The sequence below is a fragment of the Coleofasciculus sp. A1-SPW-01 genome, from assembly GCF_040217205.1.
GTDB classification, from domain to species: domain Bacteria; phylum Cyanobacteriota; class Cyanobacteriia; order Cyanobacteriales; family Coleofasciculaceae; genus Coleofasciculus; species Coleofasciculus chthonoplastes_A.
Window position 1 is genome coordinate 37,487 of the sequence record NZ_JAVJNP010000042.1, and the last position, 20,273, is coordinate 57,759.

Annotated in this window: 19 protein-coding genes and 1 other RNA gene; 12 read left to right on the forward strand and 8 right to left on the reverse strand. The window is 45.8% G+C overall.

Going from position 1 to position 20,273, the window contains the following annotated elements:
• The first annotated feature begins 54 nt into the window (after nucleotides 1-54).
• The 3 genes from RH949_RS07080 to rdgB all read left to right on the forward strand — a co-directional run bounded on the left by RH949_RS07080 (nucleotide 55) and on the right by rdgB (nucleotide 2,830).
• Complete coding sequence (locus RH949_RS07080) at nucleotides 55-375, forward strand: hypothetical protein (RefSeq protein WP_006098291.1); 321 nt, start codon at nucleotides 55-57, stop codon at nucleotides 373-375.
• 289 nt (nucleotides 376-664) lie between these two features.
• Nucleotides 665-2,101: a phosphoglucomutase/phosphomannomutase family protein gene (locus tag RH949_RS07085; RefSeq protein WP_446352362.1), complete on the forward strand. Its 1,437-nt coding sequence runs from the start codon at nucleotides 665-667 to the stop codon at nucleotides 2,099-2,101.
• Between the two features lie 156 nt (nucleotides 2,102-2,257).
• On the forward strand, nucleotides 2,258-2,830 hold the full coding sequence (gene rdgB / locus RH949_RS07090) for an RdgB/HAM1 family non-canonical purine NTP pyrophosphatase (protein WP_006098190.1): 573 nt from the start codon (nucleotides 2,258-2,260) through the stop codon (nucleotides 2,828-2,830).
• 48 nt (nucleotides 2,831-2,878) lie between these two features.
• On the opposite strand, the gene RH949_RS07095 is transcribed toward rdgB, so the two are convergent.
• Nucleotides 2,879-3,217: a P-II family nitrogen regulator gene (locus RH949_RS07095; RefSeq protein ID WP_006098071.1), complete on the reverse strand. Its 339-nt coding sequence runs from the start codon at nucleotides 3,215-3,217 to the stop codon at nucleotides 2,879-2,881.
• Nucleotides 3,218-3,602: 385 nt separating this feature from the next.
• Here RH949_RS07095 and ssrA point away from each other — a divergent pair.
• The 3 genes from ssrA (at nucleotide 3,603) to RH949_RS07110 (ending at nucleotide 7,461) form a co-directional block, all read left to right on the forward strand.
• Nucleotides 3,603-3,992: a transfer-messenger RNA gene (gene ssrA / locus RH949_RS07100) on the forward strand.
• Between the two features lie 474 nt (nucleotides 3,993-4,466).
• Nucleotides 4,467-5,504 carry a helix-turn-helix domain-containing protein gene (locus RH949_RS07105; RefSeq protein WP_044204453.1) on the forward strand — a complete coding sequence of 346 codons (1,038 nt, stop codon included), beginning with the start codon at nucleotides 4,467-4,469 and terminating at the stop codon, nucleotides 5,502-5,504.
• 325 nt (nucleotides 5,505-5,829) lie between these two features.
• Entirely contained in the window at nucleotides 5,830-7,461 is a 1,632-nt protein-coding gene (locus RH949_RS07110; protein WP_446352363.1) for an adenylate/guanylate cyclase domain-containing protein, read from the forward strand.
• A gap of 38 nt (nucleotides 7,462-7,499) precedes the next feature.
• Here RH949_RS07110 and RH949_RS07115 read toward each other — a convergent pair whose 3' ends face one another.
• Nucleotides 7,500-8,534: a glutathione S-transferase family protein gene (locus tag RH949_RS07115; RefSeq protein ID WP_446352364.1), complete on the reverse strand. Its 1,035-nt coding sequence runs from the start codon at nucleotides 8,532-8,534 to the stop codon at nucleotides 7,500-7,502.
• A gap of 66 nt (nucleotides 8,535-8,600) precedes the next feature.
• Nucleotides 8,601-8,747 carry a hypothetical protein gene (locus RH949_RS07120; RefSeq protein ID WP_157452978.1) on the reverse strand — a complete coding sequence of 49 codons (147 nt, stop codon included), beginning with the start codon at nucleotides 8,745-8,747 and terminating at the stop codon, nucleotides 8,601-8,603.
• 29 nt (nucleotides 8,748-8,776) lie between these two features.
• Here RH949_RS07120 and RH949_RS07125 point away from each other — a divergent pair, with 29 nt between their 5' ends.
• Complete coding sequence (locus tag RH949_RS07125; protein ID WP_446352365.1) at nucleotides 8,777-9,058, forward strand: hypothetical protein; 282 nt, start codon at nucleotides 8,777-8,779, stop codon at nucleotides 9,056-9,058.
• On the opposite strand, the gene RH949_RS07130 is transcribed toward RH949_RS07125, so the two are convergent.
• The 3 genes from RH949_RS07130 to RH949_RS07140 form a co-directional block, all read right to left on the reverse strand.
• Entirely contained in the window at nucleotides 9,055-10,227 is a 1,173-nt protein-coding gene (locus RH949_RS07130) for an S-layer homology domain-containing protein (protein WP_446352366.1), read from the reverse strand. The genes RH949_RS07125 and RH949_RS07130 overlap by 4 nt on opposite strands.
• A 296-nt stretch (nucleotides 10,228-10,523) precedes the next feature.
• Nucleotides 10,524-10,820, reverse strand: coding sequence for a hypothetical protein (locus RH949_RS07135; RefSeq protein WP_446352367.1), 297 nt, complete (start codon nucleotides 10,818-10,820; stop codon nucleotides 10,524-10,526).
• Nucleotides 10,807-11,100 carry a BrnT family toxin gene (locus RH949_RS07140; protein ID WP_446352368.1) on the reverse strand — a complete coding sequence of 98 codons (294 nt, stop codon included), beginning with the start codon at nucleotides 11,098-11,100 and terminating at the stop codon, nucleotides 10,807-10,809. The genes RH949_RS07135 and RH949_RS07140 overlap by 14 nt, the downstream gene beginning before the upstream one ends.
• Before the next feature lie 191 nt (nucleotides 11,101-11,291).
• On the opposite strand from RH949_RS07140, the gene RH949_RS07145 reads away from it, so the two are divergent.
• The 3 genes from RH949_RS07145 to RH949_RS07155 all read left to right on the forward strand — a co-directional run bounded on the left by RH949_RS07145 (nucleotide 11,292) and on the right by RH949_RS07155 (nucleotide 15,340).
• Nucleotides 11,292-13,010: a diflavin flavoprotein gene (locus tag RH949_RS07145; protein ID WP_446352369.1), complete on the forward strand. Its 1,719-nt coding sequence runs from the start codon at nucleotides 11,292-11,294 to the stop codon at nucleotides 13,008-13,010.
• 41 nt (nucleotides 13,011-13,051) lie between these two features.
• Nucleotides 13,052-13,429, forward strand: coding sequence for a GxxExxY protein (locus RH949_RS07150; RefSeq protein ID WP_006098212.1), 378 nt, complete (start codon nucleotides 13,052-13,054; stop codon nucleotides 13,427-13,429).
• Nucleotides 13,430-13,615: 186 nt separating this feature from the next.
• Nucleotides 13,616-15,340, forward strand: a complete 1,725-nt coding sequence (locus tag RH949_RS07155; protein WP_446352370.1) for a flavin reductase — start codon at nucleotides 13,616-13,618, stop codon at nucleotides 15,338-15,340.
• A gap of 75 nt (nucleotides 15,341-15,415) precedes the next feature.
• On the opposite strand, the gene RH949_RS07160 is transcribed toward RH949_RS07155, so the two are convergent.
• A complete protein-coding gene (locus RH949_RS07160) occupies nucleotides 15,416-15,670 on the reverse strand; it encodes a UPF0175 family protein (RefSeq protein WP_006097882.1) in 255 nt (84 codons plus the stop codon).
• Between the two features lie 288 nt (nucleotides 15,671-15,958).
• On the opposite strand from RH949_RS07160, the gene RH949_RS07165 reads away from it, so the two are divergent.
• Nucleotides 15,959-17,869 carry an ATP-binding protein gene (locus tag RH949_RS07165; protein ID WP_446352371.1) on the forward strand — a complete coding sequence of 637 codons (1,911 nt, stop codon included), beginning with the start codon at nucleotides 15,959-15,961 and terminating at the stop codon, nucleotides 17,867-17,869.
• A gap of 16 nt (nucleotides 17,870-17,885) precedes the next feature.
• The gene (locus RH949_RS07170) at nucleotides 17,886-20,129 is read left to right on the forward strand and encodes a beta-propeller domain-containing protein (protein WP_446352372.1); all 2,244 of its coding nucleotides are present in this window, start codon (nucleotides 17,886-17,888) and stop codon (nucleotides 20,127-20,129) included.
• A 1-nt stretch (nucleotide 20,130) separates the two neighbouring features.
• Here the strand turns inward: RH949_RS07170 and RH949_RS07175 are convergent, their stop codons facing one another.
• Nucleotides 20,131-20,250 carry an HNH endonuclease gene (locus RH949_RS07175; RefSeq protein WP_446352424.1) on the reverse strand — a complete coding sequence of 40 codons (120 nt, stop codon included), beginning with the start codon at nucleotides 20,248-20,250 and terminating at the stop codon, nucleotides 20,131-20,133.
• Nucleotides 20,251-20,273: the final 23 nt, after the last annotated feature.

A 20,273-nucleotide genomic window follows, 5' to 3' on the forward strand; every position in this document is an offset into this window, starting at 1 on the left:
TTACGCTTTCAATCAAGCAGGTGGCAAGAAACAACGAAGATTGACAGGGGTAGGATGAATTTTAGTGATGAGTTAGATGCTCAGGATCTACAGGTCAAATTACAAGCTCTAAGGACGGAGATTTGGGCGTTAGCCGATAAGCATAAAGGGGATACATTAACACTGCTGGCTCTGCTGCGGACGCTGGAAGAGGCGCACCGCGAGATCCGAGATGGTCTATTTCAAGACTCGTTACCCGACAATCGACAAACCCTGTATGCGCTGCTTAAAGATATTGAAGAATTAGGGGGTTGGCCTTATGTGGCACGGATGAAGCTGCGATCGCTGCTGACAAATTTCCCGGAAGCAGCCATCTCTGAGATTCAACAACCCTAACGCGAGCTAGCGCTTGCCAACCCAATCTAGTCACGCCAGACGTTGGCTCAGGCAGGGTAAAGTTAGGATCGTCTATAACGACTTAGAATGCTTTGCTAATGAGATGAAAACAAGTTTTCTCCCTCTGCCAATTCATCTCACCGCTTGCGGAGCGAGATTACGGCGGGAAACGTCTTGGAGATTAGGTTAAACGATGTTGCGCCAACAAGACAGTTGGCGCAACAGGTGCTAAGATCCAGCCGTCAGTCTTAGCACTTTATCTTATTATTCTTATTTTTGAGCAGGGACTATGAATGAAATTAAGTTTGGCACAGACGGCTGGCGAGGTGTGATCGCCGCCGATTTTACTTTTGAGCGTGTGGCGTTAGTCGCAACAGCCGCTACTCAAGTTCTGGCTGAGTGTTATGGCAAAACCAGCGGTAGCCGGACTGTGGTGGTGGGTTATGATCGGCGCTTTATGGCAGAAACCTTTGCCAAAAAGACGGCGGAGGTTGTCCAATCCCTGGGATTTGATGTGTTGCTTTCTGAAAGTTACGCGCCCACTCCGGCATTTAGCTGGGCAGCAAATAACCAGAATGCTCTAGGGGCTTTGGTTCTCACCGCTAGCCATAACCCAGCTAGTTATCTGGGATTAAAAGTGAAGGGGGCATTTGGGGGATCAGTTCCGCCAGAAATTACCCAAAAAATTGAAGCCAAACTCGCTCAACCCCCAACCTCAGCGCCAACGCCAGGTAAAATCCAATCCTTTGATCCTTGGTCAAGTTATTGTGATGCGCTGCGATCAAAAATAAATTTGGCGAGTATTCAGAACCTGATTAGCCAAGGTAAATTGACTGTCTTTGCCGATGTCATGCATGGCGCAGCCGCAGGGGGCTTGAGCAAAATTTTAAATGTACCGATTCAGGAACTCAATAGCTCCCGTGATCCCTTATTTGGTGGCGGTGCGCCGGAACCTTTGCCCCGTTATCTGTCTCAACTCTTTCGCCAAATCCGTACCCACCGACGGCAAACTGAGGGTACATTACGGGTAGGATTGGTCTTTGACGGAGATAGCGATCGCATCGCAGCAGTGGATGGACAAGGCAATTTCCTCAGTTCTCAAATTCTGATCCCGATTCTGATTGAACATTTAGCATCCCGGCGGCAAGAGACAGGGGAAGTGGTAAAAACGATTAGTGGTTCGGATTTAATTCCCCAAATTGCCCAGCTTTATCAATTGCCCCTCCACGAAACCCCCATTGGGTACAAATATATTGCCGATCGCATGCTATCTACCCAAGTCTTGCTCGGAGGTGAAGAATCTGGTGGAATTGGGTATGGGACACATATCCCAGAACGCGATGCCTTACTCTCTGCCCTATATCTGTTGGAAGCGATCGCGGAATCGGGTATGGATTTAAGCCAACTTTACCAAAGCTTACAAGAGCAAGTTGGCTATACCTCAGTCTATGACCGCATTGATTTACATCTAGCGGGAATGGATGAGCGATCGCGTCTACTCAACCAACTGCAAACCCAACCCCCCACTGAGATTAATGGTCAAGCCGTTGTTGATTGTTTAACCATTGATGGGTATAAATTCCGTTTAGCTGATGGTAGCTGGTTATTGATTCGGTTCAGTGGTACCGAACCCGTCTTACGCCTTTACTGTGAAGCTTCGACTCCAGAACAAGTTCGTCAAACCCTCAGTTGGGCAAAAGATTGGGCAAATAGAAATCAGGGATGAGGAAGCAGAGGGAGATAGGGAAGATGGGGGTAATGGGGGTGATAGGGGTGATGGGAAATTGTGTAGGGGCGGGTTTCACAACTATCTTTTCGGTTACACCCAGATGTAACTAAACCCGCCCTGACTAAATGACAAAGGACGAATGACAAATGACAAATGACCAAATTAATTGTTGCTACTGGAAATCCCGGTAAATTGCGGGAGATGGAGGCATATCTTGAGGATTTACCCTGGGAATTGCAGCTTAAGCCACCGGAAATCGAGATTGAGGAAACAGGCGATACTTTTACAGCAAATGCTCGTCTCAAGGCGTTAGGTGTCGCCCAAGCTACGGGTGAATGGTCAATCGCCGATGATTCCGGTTTACAAGTAGACGCTTTAAATGGAGCACCGGGGATTTATTCTGCACGCTATGGCAAAACCGATGCAGAACGGATTCAGCGGTTGCTATCTGAATTGGGGGATACATCGAATCGGGGGGCGCAGTTTGTTTGTGCGATCGCGATCGTTCGTCCTAATGGCACAATCGCCTTAGAAGTGGAGGGCGTGTGCCGAGGTGAAATTCTTAAGGCTCCCTTGGGTACAGGTGGCTTTGGCTACGATCCGATTTTTTACGTGCCAGAACAGAGATTAACCTTTGCCCAAATGACTCCGGAACTGAAGCGACGCTACAGTCACCGGGGCAAAGCCTTTGAATTACTCCTCCCCCAGTTCAATCAACTCTTATGAATTATGAATTAGAAACCTTAATTTTTAATCCATAATTCATAAGGTAATTTAAACAGCTTCCAGATTCCGTTCACCTGTCCTGATCCGGACAATTTCCTCAACGGGACTGATGAAGATTTTTCCGTCGCCAATTTCACCCGTGCGAGCAGCAGCAATAACTTTTTCTACTACCATATCGACTTGGGCATCTTCGACGACAATCTCCACTTTGAGCTTTTGTAGGAACTCAACGGTGTATTCAGAACCTCGATAGCGTTCGGTTTGACCTTTTTGGCGTCCAAATCCCCGAACTTCCGAAACCGTCATCCCGACGATTCCAGCGTTGACCAAGGCGATTTTAACTTCATCAAGCTTAAAGGGTCGAATAATCGCTTCTACCTTTTTCAAGATTCTAGCTCCTCACTTACGTTTCTTTATTTATATGTATCAGACCAGTATGACACGATGAACTACGGCGACTTACTTCGTTGAAGTCGCTGTTTCTGACGTTTCTTCGCCCCTAGTTGCTTCATACTTCCGTATCGCGATTTAGTTTTACACTCCCATCAATAAATTTTTTGTAACATTAAATACAGTTATTTAGAGTGTCGTATGCATTGCCCGTCGCCAATCGCCAATTCCCAGACGGTCAACACTCGATCAGGGCAGGGTGAAACTCGCCCCGACAAACTATGCCTTCAGTCGTCAAGGGTCAAAACTCTCGCACTTCCCCAATCCTCAGGCTACGGTGGTCGATCGCTAAACTTTTGATTAAAATGAAAATATATCACGGGGGGCCTTAATGGTTTCGACGTGTTGGTGAAAGCCAACCCGTGATACAGGTCGAGAGTGAGTCTTCTCTCGTAAATCCCGGACTCAAAAAAAAGTAACTGCGAACAACATCGTTCCTTTTGCTCGTAAGGCAGCTCCTGTAGCCGCTTAAACACCTCTTATAGGTTCGAGCGTTCTTAGTCTGACTCCGTTAAGGGCTAAGGACACAACCCCAACGGATGCGCTAGTTAGCTGTCTTTGGTCGGCTGGTTAGCAAAGACCTAACCAAAGCATCCCACCATCCGGGATAATGGATGGTTCCCGCCCTGAGGATGAGAAGGGCTAAACCTGTGAATGATCGGTAGGTAAATACCCAATGCGGACACGGGTTCAATTCCCGTAGGCTCCATTCCTAAATTCAATTTTCAGATGCAATAAGACCCCTTCATCTAGCATGAAGGGGTTTTTATCATTGATTATACGTTGATTAGTTTGCCATAATTCATACCAAATCTGCTTCATTAACCTCCTGTATCACCGGCGTGCTGTTTCCTGGAAGCCATCTGCCATCTGCCATCTGTCTTGTCCTTACCAAAAAGGAAATAGTTAACCCGGATTTAGTATCAGATTATCCGGATGAATGCCTTGATGACAGAAAAAGGTAATCAAACGCCTTCAGTGCCCTGATCAATTTATTAATAATTGTTGCGGGTCAGATGAATGAACTCCAAACTCCGGCTTTGGTGTTCATTCAATAATGTTGGAGGTAAGGATGCTAGGATTTGACCGCCCAAACGGAGTAGGGAATTAATCCTATCCAACCGAATCCCTTACTCTGGAGTACCTCATCCTTAAATATGTAAACAACAACGAGCAAGAGCAAGTTATGGTAATGCAACCTACGTATGGTAATGGTTTTATCGATAGCTCAACCATTGAACTTTCTCAGGAAGGATTGCGGTCTATTCTGAATCAGATTGAGGCGGAACTCATCGATAGTGAAGTTTACCGCCGCACCATGGCTGGGTTACAAACGATGTTAGGGGAAGCCTCAAGCAACGCCCATATTCTGGTCAAGGCGGTGGGGCGAGAAGCCGTAAGGTTGACATTTCAGGAATTTGCTAGACAGTATAAGGTTGTTCCTGTGACTCCTGTGGCTTCTGACGGAATGAATCAACCGACAGAAACCGAAGAGGAGGAGTTGGAGATTCCCGAAACTGAAGAGACGGAATGTCCCATTGGCTCTAAAGAAACGATGTCCCATAGAGTTGAGACAAACTTATCGCCCAGTTTAGCAGATCGAGAGATTGGGGAAACTCAGTCGCGTAAAAAACTCACTAAAGCAGAATTAGCCGCCCAAAAGCTTTCCCTAGAACGGGAAGAGATGTTGCAGCAAATTGGTCAACAACTGCGACGAGCGCGTAAATCCCGTTCTTTGAGTCTTCAGCAACTACATCGCCAAACCTTAGTCCCCATTCATCAAATTGAAGCATTAGAAACGGGTAGTCTGGCTCAGCTACCAGAGGATATTTATATTCGTGGTTTTATTCGCCGACTTGGTTATGCTCTAGGGTTAGATGGTGTAGGGTTAGCCTTGTCTTTGCCGGAAATTGATCCGGTCAAGTCTGTGATTCCTTCCTGGTATAAAGATCCAGTCGCGACAGGGTTTCACCTTAAATCTGTTCATTTATATCTAGGTTACGCCACGTTGATTGCAGGAGCAGTGGGAGGACTTAACTGGATGTCGAATCAACAATCTGTACCACAAAATACAGCGGAACCTGAACCTGTTCCTTCTGGTCAAAACTCTGTTTCTCCAAAAGCTGAAACTAACAAATCTACCCATAAGCCTGGGATTAAATCGAGTCAAACTGGTGTACAAGCAGGGGATGATATTGCTCCTCCTGAGGCATTTCCGTTTTAAGGAGATGGGGAAGATGAGGGAGATGAGGGAGAGAATAAATTTTTCGGCGGAACCATGAACAATTAACAAAGGACGAATGACGTAGCTTGCTTCTCGATGAAAGCGAGTATGACGAATGACAAATGACGAATGACATAAGACGAATGACATAAGACGAATGATCACTTTATAGACTCTTTACCAATTCCTCACCAAATCCTAACACATATCTATCTGAAATAATCCCTGTAGTCAGAATAGTGAAATAGGAACATTAAATAAGACTATTTTTTAACAGTCTTACCTCTTTAAAAAAGTGACTTACTTAATCTGTACTTGTGAAATCTTGCACAAGCAAATCTATCCATTAAGTTGGGGCGCGAATACAATTGGGCGGGAAGAGGATAACACTATTGTAGTTGACCATACCTATCTTTCCCGTTACCACGCTCAGATTTTGCTCTCCCCTGACGCTGTGATACTGCGGGATCTCAATAGCCTCAATGGTACGTTTGTGAATGAGTTTAAAGTTGAACAATGTCAACTTAAGGATGGAGATTTTATTCGTTTAGGGGATGTATCGTTTAAGTTTGTACAGCAAATCCCTAACGTTGAGAAAACTGTATCATCGGACGATGATACGGAAATTTCAATTGTCAAGCAAGTCTCTCCGGAAAAAACTAGAATTGCAATCACTGATTTATTGCAACCCGATAAGTCAGAAAATTCTATTATTAAACTGAAGCAGCAAGATACTCATCAACGAACGGTTGATAAATTGCAAATTTTACTGGAAGTCAGTAAACAATTGTCTTCTCCAGAAGATCCTGATCAATTGCTGCAAAAAATAATCGATTTGCTGTTTGAAATCATGCATATTGACCGCGCCACAATTTTGATGGTCAATGAAACGAATGAAATACTGGAACAAAAAGCGGTAAACTGGCGTTCTGGAATCCCGACTGAAGAGAATTTTTACAGTAGTAAAATTACTAATTTTGTCCGTCATCAGGGGGATGCGATTCTCACGGACGATGCTTGTAAAGATATCTTATTTAACGATTCAATCTCTATTGTTGAACAAGGGATTCATGCCGCAATGTGTGTTCCTCTCAAACCCGCCGATGAGGTAATTGGGGTATTGTATGTGGATAATTTGTCCATGACGGATATCTATTCCGATGAAGATTTAGAGTTTTTAACGTGTCTAGCCAACCAAGCCGCGATCGCGATTGAAAATTCCCGCCTGTATAAAAAGATGCAGGAACAGGAAGTAATGAGGGCAAAGTTGGAACGATTCTTTCCTCAATCTGTTAGTCGCAAGTTACGGGAAGAAGGGAATTTAGCCACGGTGGAGACAGAAGTGACGGCTTTGTTTGCCGATATTAGCAACTATACGCAGATGTCGGCGGAAATGGAACCGCGTCAGATTGTTGAAATGCTGAATGAGTATTTCCAAGTCATTGTAGAAGAGATTGTTTTTCCTTACGAAGGAACGTTAGAAAAGTACATCGGTGATGGAATTCTAGCAATTTGGGGCGCACCGTATCGCCAACCCGATGATGTGGATTTAGCGGTACAAGCAGCGATTGAAATGCAATGGGCAGTTTCCCGCTTAAATCAAAAATGGATTCGCGAAAACCGACAACCGATTCAAATTCACATTGGTTTGAATACAGGTACAGTCGCGGCTGGAAATATTGGTTCTAAAAATATGATTCAATATGCCACAATTGGGGATACAACAAATGTGAGCAGTCGAATTTGTGACGTGGCTCAAGCTGGGCAAATTTTAATCGCTCAAAGTACGTTTGATAAGCTGGGTGATCCGAGTATTCCCCTAGAAAAAATACCACCTGTTTGGGTGAAGGGTAAGACTTCGCCTTTACATCTCTATCGGGTTTTGTGGCAGCACTATAACGCGACGGACGTATTGTGCGAGAATGGTGGTCTAGTAACTACACTTAGCCCATCTTAACTACTGGACTTTACTGTGTTAAACTACCTACAACCTACTTAGCTGATCACTGAAGCTTTGCCCACAGTCTCTCGACCATGAGGTTCCATAAGGCTAGATACATCGGGACCACTCGGGATAATTCCGCCAGGATTCAGTGGAAACAGATTGCCGTAATAATCTCGCTTAACACTCTCCAAATCACAGGTATCCGCAACCCCCGGAAGCTGATACAAATCGCGCAGGTAAACCCCTAAGTTTTGATAGTCTTTAATCCGACGACGGTTGCACTTAAAGAGTCCATAGTAAACAATATCAAAACGGAATAGGGTTGTAAATAGACGCACATCTGCCAACGTCACTCTATCGCCACACAAATAGCGATTTGTCTCTAATACCGCATCAATTTCATTGAGTGTCGTAAACAATTCATCACAGGCTTGATCATAAGCCTCTTGAGATTGGGCAAAACCGCAGCGATAAACGCCATTATTCACCGTATGGTAAATTTTATCATTCCACTCAGCGATCGCGGACTTCAGATCCTCTGGATACAAGTCCAGTGCAGCATTCTTAGCGAACTGATTAAACTGAGAGTTGAGCATAACAATAATCTCGGCACTCTCATTATTAACTATCGTTTTCGTCTGGTTATCCCACAATACGGGAACTGTCGAACGCCCACTGTAACCGGATAGGGCTAACTGGTATAATTCCGGCAACGTGTGACAGCCCTCTTCGGGTTTCTCAAACACCCAAATTCCCTGATCTGAAGACGGCGAGACAATCGATACTCCAATCACCTCATCCAATCCCTTCAGCGCCCGAACAACCAGCGTCCGATGCGCCCAAGGACATCCGAGTCCCACAAACAGAGTATAGCGCCCTGGGGTGGGTGGATAGGGATTTCCCGCGTCTGTTCCAATCGCATGTCTAAACTGACTCTCTGGGCGAATGTATTCTCCCTTTTTGCTGGGCGGTGCTAGTTTGGACATCATAATCTGCCACATTGTCGTCCAGACAAACTTGCCCAACCGGATAATCACGGTTGAGGGGAGAGATGTACCTTTAGGTTTCCAAGAAGATGTTGCCATGAGTGAAGAAATGAATTGTATCCTACTGGTGTGATACAGCTAAATTTGTGGCATAGAGTTCACCGTTCAATCGGGCGCACGTCGGTGCGCCCCTACAATTCCAACCCAACAAATTAGGTGTACCACACCACTACTGTATCGAATAGTAGCGATCGCGATCGCATCCAGGGATGATAGTCTAGCTACTGTTGGGTTGTCTTGCTGATTACCCAACACCAAAGCACACCAGACAAACGGTAGATATGGCTAACATCACCATCCAATCCGCAACTGAATGTGACAACGGCTGGTCTTATCAGGTGAAACTAGAAAATGATCGCGAATATAACTATGATGTCACCCTCAGTCAATCAGACTATAACCAATGGTCGCAAGGGAAAGTTTCACCTGAACAATTAGTCGAAGCGGCGTTTGAATTTCTACTGGAACGTGAACCCGCCTCGTCTATCATGTCAAAATTTGATTGTGCCGTAATCCGCCGCTATTTTCCCGAAGTGGATAGCGAGTTACCCAAGAAACTTTAACGGTTAAAACTCAGGCTATTCATCATCTGGTCTAACACTTGTTTATTGCGTTGATAGCGTTGACCTTGCATATCATAGGTCGTTCCAATCAGAGTTTGCCCATCGAGATCGACGAAGTATAAATAAGACCGGACTCCCTCAGGGATTAATCCTATCCCTGTGGCTTTATTTTCAACAACCACCGCTTGATACCCATCAATAGTCGTCTGACGGCGAGACAGTTCTTGACTCGTCTGGTTATCTTCACGGGCTACCCGTTCAAAGGGAACATTATCAACTCGGATATGTACGGCTTCATCGAAACTTTCAGATTGTTCTGGCAATGAAATTGATTCTGGATCAAAAACCTTACACTGTTCTACCACCGATCCGGAATTTGTCACCCAACCTTGAGGATAACTCACCGTATAACTTACCGCCTCATTGGTGCAGGTTTGGCTGAGGGCGATAGGAGAATTTTCTTCAGGTTGCTGGGCATTCACGACGTAACGATTGGGGACACCGGAAACATTTTTAACTTGACATAATGCGGCAGCAACTTGCGCCCGTGTCGCCGGATCAGTGGGTCCCATCAGTCGCATATTTGGCTTGGGAGGACTAATGAGAATCTCTTTTTTAGTGGCGGCGGCAATTTTCCCTTCGGCGTATTCAGGAATCTCTTGGGCATCCGTATAGGTGGCGTTAAGCAAGGATTCAGGGGAAGCCGGACTCTCGTAATCTAAACCACTGGCGAGGGCGACAAAAGCTTCTACCCGTACAATCAAATCATTGGGTTTAAAGACTTGACCCGGATATCCAGAGAGAAATCCTTTGCGATAGGTATTTTGAATCGCATCTTGACCCCAATAGGAGGCGGAGACATCTTTAAAGTTAATCGCATTTCGTTCTAAGGAGGTATTGGGAAATGCTTGGTCTATCATCGCCGCATATTCAGCGCGAGTAATCACATTATTAGGTTTAAAGGTTTGATCGGGATAACCACTGACTACTCCTTGCTGAGTCAGTCCTTGAATACATTGTTCAGCCCAATGACCTTGGATATCTGAGTAGTTCTGTGCTTTTACAGGTGGGGCAATACTTCCACCAAAAGCACTGGCAAAGAGTCCGACCGATAGCCAGGAAAATATTGGTTTAAGGTGTTGGACAGAATAAAGTATAGTGTTTTTCATAGCGCCCAATTCTCTAATTTTTTGATGTATTGGGTATCTTTTAGCAAAAATACGATCCTATATGCCTCTAACTTAAGAGGATGATTGGATTGGGGGTTTTTATAACTTTAGGTAGAGGCGCGATCGCTCTTTTCAGTAAGCTGTTCAGTATTTAGGTTGGCATCCTTAAATTCTACAAAGGGAACGGGGAACACCTCGGCTTCGCTCGGTGTGTAACAGGGAATAGGGAATAGGGAATAGGGAATAGGGAATAGGGAATAGGGAATAGGGAATATTATATTTTTTTAAGCGTCGTTTTAGTTAACAACTTCTCCTCGAATCTCCTGTAGAATTGCCGAGACTTCCTCTTCTGAATCAAGATGCTTCGCTAATACTTGAGCTGTCATGTCTAAAACCCGATCAGAAAAAAGTTTAGCTAGATCCTGTCGTAATCCTTGACCAATATAAAACTTCAATAGAGCATCCAATGACATATCTCGACTAGCCGCCACTTTTTTGAGTGACTCCACTGTGTCTGTAGGAATCTTGAGTGATACTGTCTCAGTCGCCCGTGGATGCAAACGCAGTTCAAATGTTTCTTCAGGCTTGTTCATAAAATTTTCGTTCAGTACGAGTAGCAATACGAGCAGAAATAATTCGGATTCGTTGTCTACGCTCTACATAGACAACCAGTAAAAGTCGCGGAGCAAGTGAATACCCAATAATGAAATCACGCTGTTCATTATTGGCTGAAGCATCACCCATTTGATAGAAAGGGTCAAAGAAAATTTCAGCCGCTTCTGGAAAGGTTACACCATGCTTTTCAAAATTGCTCTGTGCTTTGTTCTGATCCCACTCAAACTCAACACCCTGTAAACGGTACAAAATGTTCATACTGTTAATTTTACACAACTTCTCTATGATGACGGTTTGGTGCAGTTAATCCGACTCACTCAAAAGCCGTGATGGGTATTTCTACTCAGAACCTATAAGGATTTCTGATACAGCCCCAAGGGGTGATCGTGTAAAAATGAAGAAAATATAAATCGTTTTAATAAACGTTGCTGATACAGGAGTCAACATCCATGGTCGTACTCACCGATCGCACCCAGAAGCGCTTAACTATGCAGACGGGCGAAATCGCGCCAGATACAACAACGATCCGTTCCTTAGACTGGGATCGCGATCGCTTCGATATTGAGTTTGGGCTGCAAAACGGCACCACCTATAACTCGTTCCTGATTCGGGGTGAGAAAATTGCCCTGGTGGATACCTCCCATGAAAAGTTTCGTGAACTTTACTTAGATACTCTCAAGGGGTTGATTGAACCCAGTCAAATTGATTATCTGATTATTAGCCACACGGAACCCGATCACAGTGGCTTAGTCAAGGATATTGTCCAACTTGCGCCAGAGATTACCGTTGTTGGGTCAAAAGTGGCGATTCAATTCCTGGAAGACTTAGTACATCACCCCTTTAAACGGCAGATCGTCAAAAACGGCGATCAACTGGACTTAGGCAAAGGGCATGTCTTGGAATTTGTCAATGCCCCCAACCTGCATTGGCCCGACACCATCTTCAGCTACGATGCTGGAACCCAAGTCATGTTTACCTGTGATGCCTTTGGGATGCATTACTGTTCCGACAGCACCTACGACGAAGACATGAGTGCCATAGAAGCCGACTTCCGCTTCTACTACGACTGCTTAATGGCACCCAATGCCCGTTCCGTTCTCTCCGCCCTAAAACGGATGGATAAACTGGGAGACATAACCACCGTCGCCACGGGTCATGGTCCTCTACTATTGCATCATGTGGGGGAATGGGTGGATCGGTATCGGCGATGGAGTAAAGCCCAGGCAAAAGCCGAAACCTCTGTCATCGTCTTTTATGTGTCCGATTACGGTTATAGCGATCGCCTTTCCCAAGCCATTGCCCGAGGCATTACCAAAACTGGCGTGGGCGTGGAAATGATGGACTTAAAATCGGCAGATCCGCAAGAAGTCCAAGAAACCGTCAGTCGCGCCGGGGGAATTGCGATCGCGATGCCTCCCGCCTCGAATAAAGCCGCCACCGCCGCCGTGAGTACCGTCCTCGCTGCCGTAAAATCCAAGCAAACGGTGGGTTTGTTTGAATCGTATGGCGGAGATGACGAACCCATTGACCCCCTACTGAGTCAATTCCGCAACCTCGGACTCAAAGAAGGATTTGCCGCGATTCGGGTCAAAGAAACTCCAACCGAAGCCATCTATCAACTCTGCGAAGAAGCCGGAACCGATATGGGGCAACTCCTCACCCGCGATCGCAATATCAAGCAACGGAAATCTATCGATAATGACCTAGAAAAAGCCCTAGGACGGATCAGCGGCGGACTTTATATTATTACCGCCCAAAAAGGTGACATTAAGAGTGCCATGTTAGCCTCCTGGGTATCCCAAGCCAGCTTCAAACCCCTCGGCTTAACCATCGCCGTCGCTAAAGATCGGGCGATTGAGTCTTTGATGCAAGTTAGCGATCGCTTTGTGCTGAATATTCTACAAGAGGGCAATTATCAGGCATTAATGAAGCACTTCCTCAAGCGTTTTCCCCCTGGTGCCGATCGGTTTGAAGGAGTGAACACGCAAACAGCGACGAATGGATCACCGATTCTCACCGATGCGTTGGCGTATGTGGAATGTAAGGTGGAAAGTCGCATGGAGTTGAGTGACCATTGGATTGTCTACGCCTCTGTGGATACTGGACGAGTGTCTAAGGCGGATGCATTAACGGCGGTTCATCATCGTAAAGTGGGGAATTATTATTAAACGCAGAGGTACGCAGAGGTCAACGCAGAGGTACGCAGAGGATGACTGAAAATGAGGTGTCGGGAAAAGTGATTGGGTTGGCGATGAAGGTACACACGGCGTTGGGACCGGGTTTATTGGAGTCAGCTTATGAAGCCTGTTTGAGGTATGAACTGAATAAGGCTGGCTTAAACTTTGAACCCCAGAAACCCTTACCCTTAGTCTATGAAGAGATTCGCCTCGAATGTGGATATCGAGTCGATCTCCTCGTCGAAAACAAAGTCATGGTTGAACTCAAAGCCGTTGACACCCTGCATCCCATCCACACCGCCCAACTCCTAACCTACCTCAAACTCTCCCACCAAAAACTCGGACTCCTAATCAACTTCAACGTCATCCATCTCAAAGACGGCATCAAACGAGTCGTCAACCACCTCTAACCCCCTCTGCGAACCTCTGCGCTTTCCTCTGCGCCCCTCTGCGTTAAAAAAACCCTTCACCCCCAACCCCCAACTCACCCATGAACCTCAAACGCAGCATCAACCCCCTCTAACCCCCTCTGCGCCCCTCTGCGCTTTCCTCTGCGCCCCTCTGCGTTAAAAAAACCCTTCACCCCCAACTCACCCATGAACCCTCCTACCCCTCGCGACGTCCAAGTCCTCCCCATCGCCTCCGACACCACCGTTCTCCGTTCCCGGACGTGGGATAGACTCAAATTTGAAATCGAATACGCCCTCCAACGCGGCACCACCGCCAATTCCTATCTCATCCAAGCCGAGAAAATCGCCCTGATTGACCCTCCAGGGGAATCCTTCACCGAAATCTTTTTAACCGAACTCCAACGCCGAATTGACCCCAAACAAATCGAGTATGTCATCCTCGGTCACGTCAATCCCAACCGAGGCGTTACCCTAAAAGCCTTACTCAAACTCGCCCCTCAGATACAATTTGTCTGTTCCAATCCCGGTGCGATCGCGCTGCGTGGTATCTTAGATGCACCGGATTTAAAAATAACGGTGGTACGGGGCGATGAAACCTTGGATTTAGGTAAGGGTCATCACCTGCAATTTATCCCCACCCCGAATCCCCGTTGGCCCGATGCCCTGTGTACCTACGACCCCCACACCGAAGTTCTATTTACCGATAAATTATTTGGTGCCCATCTGTGTGGGGATCAAGTCATGGATGAAGGCTGGACAACAATTAGCGAACACCGCCGCTATTATTTCGATTGCGTGATGGCACCCCATGCGCGACAGGTGGAAAAGGCACTGGATAAGGTAGAGGAGGTGCAAGCAAGGCTGTATGCTACAGGTCATGGGCAATTGGTACGCTACAGCCTAATTCCCCTGACCCAATCCTATCGCCAATGGTGTGAGGCGCAAAAAACACAAGACATCACCGTCGCCCTGCTGTATGCTTCAGCTTATGGGAATACCGGTACCGTTGCCCAGGCGATCGCACGGGGGATTACTAAGGCTGGAGTTGGTGTAGAATCGATTAACTGCGAAATCGCTGACCCGGAGGAGATTCGCGCTGCTGTGGAAAAGGCGGAGGGGTTTGTTATGGGTTCTCCGACGTTAGGGGGTCATGCACCCACCCAGATTCAAACGGCTTTGGGGATTGTTTTATCCACGGCGACGAAAACCAAACTGGCAGGGGTTTTTGGGTCTTTTGGCTGGAGTGGTGAAGCGATTGACTTGATTGAAAATAAGTTTAAGGATGCAGGATATAAGTTTGGCTTTGAGACGATTCGGGTTAAGTTTAAGCCCACGGAAGCCACACTGAAATACGCGGAAGAAGCCGGAACGGATTTTGCCCAAGCCTTGAAGAAAGCGAAGAAATCCCGCACGTCTCGCCAACCTGTCAGTGATGCCCAAGTTGCCCGAACGGAACAGGCTGTGGGGCGGTTAATTGGGTCACTTTGTATTATTACGGCGAAGCAGGGAGAACTGAGGGGGGCGATGTTGGCAGATTGGATTTCCCAAGCCACGTTTACTCCACCAGGTTTAACGATTGCGGTGGCGAAAGACCGGGCAATTGAGTCATTAATGTATCAAGGTGAGCAATTTGTGGTGAATATTTTAGAGGAAGGGAAGCATTTGGGGTTAATGAAGCATTTCCTCAAACCCTTTGCCCCTGGGGAAGACCGATTTGCGGGGGTGGCGACGGGGACGGGTGAAAATGGTTGTCCGATTCTTAGCGATGCTTTGGCGTATGTAGAATGTACGGTGGATAATCGGATGGAATGTGGTGACCATTGGTTGATTTATGGGGTAGTGACGAATGGCAAGGTGTTATCGGAGGGGGTAACGGCGGTGCATCATCGCAAGTCAGGGACGCATTATTAGTGCAAAACAGTTAAATCCCCTAATGCTGCCACAATCGCAATTAGGGGTGCGGTGTTGATGACAATCCGTTCAGGTTCAGGCATTTTCTAAATCTGATAATAATTCGGCTTCGGTGAGGTCAATCATCGGCACACCATACCGATGTAAAGAAAGCAGGAATGAGACTCTATCGATGCCAACTAATGCAGCAGCCATGCCGGACGATAAGCGTTTCATTTCAAAGAGTTTGACTGCCATTGCCCATTTTGCCTCTTGTTCAAACTGTTCTTTAGTTTGTTGCAGGGCATCAGGAAAGGTTTCTGGGTAGCTAATTGTGAGTTTGTGTGACATAGTATTTTCTTGAATAGGGGGATGCAAAGGGATTTCTCTAGTATTAAAAGATGATTCCCGTTCGACGCCAATTGTGTTTTATTAATACTAATACCAATTTTCCCGAATTTTATGCCATATCCCGTCCCTTTGGGCAATAGCTGGGGAATGTATTCATTGCACGATTAGAATAGAACTTACGCAAAGCCTCTATTTGTAGTGGCGTGGCACACCTAATTTAGTAGATTAGCTTGGGTTCGTAGTAAGGGCTTTAGCCCTAGATTCGTGACAGTATAGGAGACTGATGGGATGGAACCAATTACCTGGGGATGGATTTTAGCCGCCGCTTTGTCGGGGATTGTCGGAAATAAGGCGGATGTGGGGTTGGATACCTTGGGTAAGGGGTTGAAAGGGATGATAAATCGCCTCAAATCTGGGGATGCGCCAATGCATCAGGAGATACAAATGGCGGTGGGGCGGGCGTTTTTGTTGGCGCAGCAAAGTTTGGTGGAAGACTGTCTGAGTGAATTGATGGGGGGGAAGGAGTATAAAAATAGTTGGGATTGTCCACCTCAATACAAAAATGAGATAACTTGGCTAAACCAAAAGTTAAAACGGCTAAAGGCGGATTTACAGAAGCTGGAAAAGGGGCAATTTGGCGAATTAGCGGTGACACCTGTGGCTGATATTGACTCCCTGTTAACCCCAGATGGGGCGTTGGTTGGGGATACACTTGGGGTGGTACGTCAGCAATTGATGGTAGTCTTACAGCAGGAGAATGCGATCGCACTTTACCAAACCAAGGCTGTAACTCCCCAGGTAGGCTTGTTTGAACGGATGTGTGCCTATTTTGCAGTGGAGATGCAGCATAATCCGGTACTGCGGGAGATGATTCAGGGACAATTGCTAACCCAGATTAATGCCAATTTGAAAACGCAGCAGGTGACGGTTAAGGATTTAACTCACTCCTTGCAAAATTTAGCGCGGGATGTGGTGCGCGATATGGGAGATATTAAGGAGTTGTTGGAACGCCTCAATAATCAAATGGCGGCTTTATCAGTACGTCAACTACCTGTTCCCGATGATTTCCGGTGGATTGTTGAGGATAAGACGAAGGGATTTGTCGGGCGGGAATTCGTCTTTGATGCCATTGAGGAGTTCTTCCAGCAGCAGCGTAAAGGCTACTTTATTATCGGAGCCGAACCGGGGATGGGCAAAAGTTCTATCCTGGCAGAATTTGTGCGGCGGAATGATTGCATTGTCTATTTCAACCAGCGCAATGAAGGGATAACCAGCGCTGAACAATTCCTCCGGAGTGTCTGTATCCAGCTTATTCAAGATTACGGACTATCTCACTCTCAAGACATTCAACCCGAAAATACGTGTAATAGTAATTTTTTCAAAAACCTACTCAATGAAGTGAGAGGGAAACTGAAGTTAAATGAACGATTAGTTATTGCTGTTGATGCTTTGGATGAAGTTGACTTGAGTAGCCAGAGTCGGGGTGCTAACGTCCTTTACCTACCTGAAGATTTGCCCGATGATGTCTATTTAATTGTCACAAAACGACTATTACCACCTGACCAACTGCCGTTGCGGGTGAACAATAAGCGGCTTTTTGACGTGATGCAGCATCCGGCAAGAAATCAAGAAGACGTAGAAGCTTATATTCGACAGCGCATCAATGGGGTAGGGGCTTCGGTATCCGTATCTATTCGGCAGTGGATTCAAAATCGGGGTGCTAATGAAGAGGAATTCGTCTCGACATTGGTTGAAAAGAGCGAAGGAAACTTCATGTATTTGCGCTATGTATTGGATGACATTGAAAAAGGCGCATATCCAAAATTAGAGATTCGGGGTTTACCCAGTGGTTTGCAAGACTACTATTACAAACACTGGGAACGCATGGGCATGAATGACAAGCCCCTGTTTAAAATCAAAATTGTCTATATCCTGTCAGAATCTCCTATACCTATCCCCTTTGAGGAAATTGTGGCAATTCTCGACGCTGATGGTGAGGAAGAAATAGGACTGGCGGTGAGGGTGCAAGCTATACTTGATGAATGGATGCAGTTTTTACGGGAAGAAGAGAAGTATGGGCAAATATTCTATAGCCTGTATCATAGCAGCTTCCGGGATTTTCTGCGGAATGAGAAGACAGTGAAGCGTGCGGGGATAACGCTTCAGGGAATTATTGAAATGATGGCGAATAGTAGGTAGCGAGGGGCGGTTGGTCATGGGGAAGTTAGCTGAATTGTTAAACCGCTTACCCGCAGGCAGTCACTTGTACAGGTTGCAGACAAGAGCGCAACTGCTGGCGAAGTCTGGTCAGGCTCACCGTTTGTTTGAGTTACTGACTGACTTTGATTTCATTGAAGCTAAGGTTTCGCATCCTGATATCAACTTACAAGAGTTAATTGAGGATTATGACCGAGCTTTTGAGCCTAAAGTCCTGATTTTTGGGGAGAAGGCGGAGACTCTGAGATTGATTCAATGGGCAATTCGACTTTCAGCGCATATCTTAGCCGCCGATAAAACCCAACTAGCCGGACAATTTTGGGGGCGATTAATTGCGTTTGAACTGCCAGAGATTCAGGCACTATTGGCACAAGCTAAACCACAGAACCAGCCCTGGTTACGTCCTTTAACCTCTAGCTTAATGCCGCCAGGTACACCATTACAGCGTACTCTCACTGGTCATAGCGGAGTGGTAAATGCTGTGGCAGTGACACCAGATGGCAAACGAGTAGTTTCCGGTGCTGAGGATGACACTCTCAAAGTATGGGAGCTAGAAACGGGAAGGGAGCTTTTCAGTCTCCATGGTCATACAGGGATAGTCGAATCTGTGACAATAACACCGGATGGCAAGTGGGTAATTTCTGGTTCAGTGGATAAAACTCTCAAGATATGGGATTTGGAAACTAAAAAGGAAGTTTTCACCCTAATAGGTCATACAGACAGGGTAGCAGCTTTAGCCGTGACACCAGATGGCAAGTGCGTTATTTCTGGCTCAGATGATAAGACTCTTAAAGTCTGGAATCTGGAAACTGAAGAGGAAGTTTTCACCCTAATAGGTCATACAGACAGGGTAGCAGCTTTAGCCGTGACACCAGATAGTAAGCGGGTGATTTCTGCATCAGGTGACAACACGCTAAAAATATGGAATCTGGCAACGGGCAAAGAATTATTAACACTCAATGGTCATACAAAATGGGTTGAATCTGTAGTCGTGACACCAGATGGTAAGCGGATAATTTCTGGTTCGTATGACGAAACTATCAAAATTTGGGATCTAGAAACAGCAAGAGAAGTCCTTACTATCAGAGGTCATAACGATTCAGTAGAATCCGTGGCAGTGACTCCTGATGGTAAGCGATTGATTACTAGTTCACGTATCTTTATCAAAGTCTGGGATTTAGAGACAGGAAAAGAGCTTTTACCGCTCATCGGTCATAGCGACTGGGTAGGAACTGTAGCAGTAACACCCGATGGTAAGCAGGTGATTTCTGGTTCATATGACGAAACTATTAAAATTTGGAGTCTTGAATCAGGACGAGAATTTTTTCCTTTAAAAGGTCATACTGATTCGATAAATGATTTGGCAGTGACACCAGACAGTAAACACGCGATTTCGGCTTCAGAAGACAACACTCTCAAGGTCTGGAATTTAGAAACATCAGAATCGATTTTCACCCTAAAAGGTCATACTGATCCGGTAAAGGCTTTGGCAGTAACACCAGACGGTAAACAAGTGATCTCTGGTTCATGGGACAAAACAATTCGAGTGTGGAATCTAAAAAGGGGAAAGGAAGTGTTCTGTCTAAAAGGATCTAATCGTTCAGTAGAATCTTTAGTGGTGACTCCGAATAGTAAAAATATAATTTCTGCTTCCTATGATGGAGTTATTCGCGTCTGGAGTCTGAAAGCTAGAAAACAAATATTTATCCTGAAAAGTCAAACAAGATTAATATATCCTGTAGCAGTGACACCAGACGGCAAAGGGTTAATTACTGGGTTAGTTGCCAATAACATTAAAACTTGGACGATTAAAAAATTCGGAAATTTCAAAACAGCAAAGGAGCTTTTCACCCTAGAAGGACATACTGGTTCAGTAGAATATTTGGTAGTAACACCAGACAGCAAACAAATGATTTCCGCTTCCTGGGATCACAGTATCAAAATCTGGAATTTGGAAAGTGGAGAGGAACTTTTCACTCTAGAAGGTCATACCGGATTTGTAAATGCTGTAGCAGTCACACCGGATGGCAAACAGGTCATTTCTGTTTCACATGATAAAACGCTCAAAGTCTGGGATTTGGAGACTAGGAAGATTGTTGCCAGTTTTAAGGGAGATGGTGAGTTACTTGCTTGTGCTGTTGCACCTGATGGGATCACAATTGTTGCAGGTGAGGCGTCGGGACGGGTGCATTTTCTGCGGTTAGAAAATAGCAGCGCATTTGGTAGCGGATGTAACGGATAAGTCAATTTTGAGCGATCGCCTGATTGCAGATTAGATCAGCCAAACAAAGATTATCAAACACCGTCTCTACACCTGCCGATCGCGGTATAATATGTTCAAACTCAAAAGTAGTGGCAGTAATGTTACAAGGAAATGATCAGGCTG

Coding starts and splice junctions, on each gene's coding strand:
- RH949_RS07080 (WP_006098291.1), top strand. CDS start 55: ATGAATTTTAGTGATGAGTTAGATGCTCAGGATCTACAGGTCAAATTA.
- RH949_RS07085 (WP_446352362.1), top strand. CDS start 665: ATGAATGAAATTAAGTTTGGCACAGACGGCTGGCGAGGTGTGATCGCC.
- rdgB (WP_006098190.1), top strand. CDS start 2,258: ATGACCAAATTAATTGTTGCTACTGGAAATCCCGGTAAATTGCGGGAG.
- RH949_RS07105 (WP_044204453.1), top strand. CDS start 4,467: ATGGTAATGCAACCTACGTATGGTAATGGTTTTATCGATAGCTCAACC.
- RH949_RS07115 (WP_446352364.1), bottom strand. CDS start 8,534: ATGGCAACATCTTCTTGGAAACCTAAAGGTACATCTCTCCCCTCAACC.
- RH949_RS07125 (WP_446352365.1), top strand. CDS start 8,777: ATGGCTAACATCACCATCCAATCCGCAACTGAATGTGACAACGGCTGG.
- RH949_RS07130 (WP_446352366.1), bottom strand. CDS start 10,227: ATGAAAAACACTATACTTTATTCTGTCCAACACCTTAAACCAATATTT.
- RH949_RS07135 (WP_446352367.1), bottom strand. CDS start 10,820: ATGAACAAGCCTGAAGAAACATTTGAACTGCGTTTGCATCCACGGGCG.
- RH949_RS07140 (WP_446352368.1), bottom strand. CDS start 11,100: ATGAACATTTTGTACCGTTTACAGGGTGTTGAGTTTGAGTGGGATCAG.
- RH949_RS07145 (WP_446352369.1), top strand. CDS start 11,292: ATGGTCGTACTCACCGATCGCACCCAGAAGCGCTTAACTATGCAGACG.
- RH949_RS07150 (WP_006098212.1), top strand. CDS start 13,052: ATGACTGAAAATGAGGTGTCGGGAAAAGTGATTGGGTTGGCGATGAAG.
- RH949_RS07155 (WP_446352370.1), top strand. CDS start 13,616: ATGAACCCTCCTACCCCTCGCGACGTCCAAGTCCTCCCCATCGCCTCC.
- RH949_RS07160 (WP_006097882.1), bottom strand. CDS start 15,670: ATGTCACACAAACTCACAATTAGCTACCCAGAAACCTTTCCTGATGCC.
- RH949_RS07165 (WP_446352371.1), top strand. CDS start 15,959: ATGGAACCAATTACCTGGGGATGGATTTTAGCCGCCGCTTTGTCGGGG.
- RH949_RS07170 (WP_446352372.1), top strand. CDS start 17,886: ATGGGGAAGTTAGCTGAATTGTTAAACCGCTTACCCGCAGGCAGTCAC.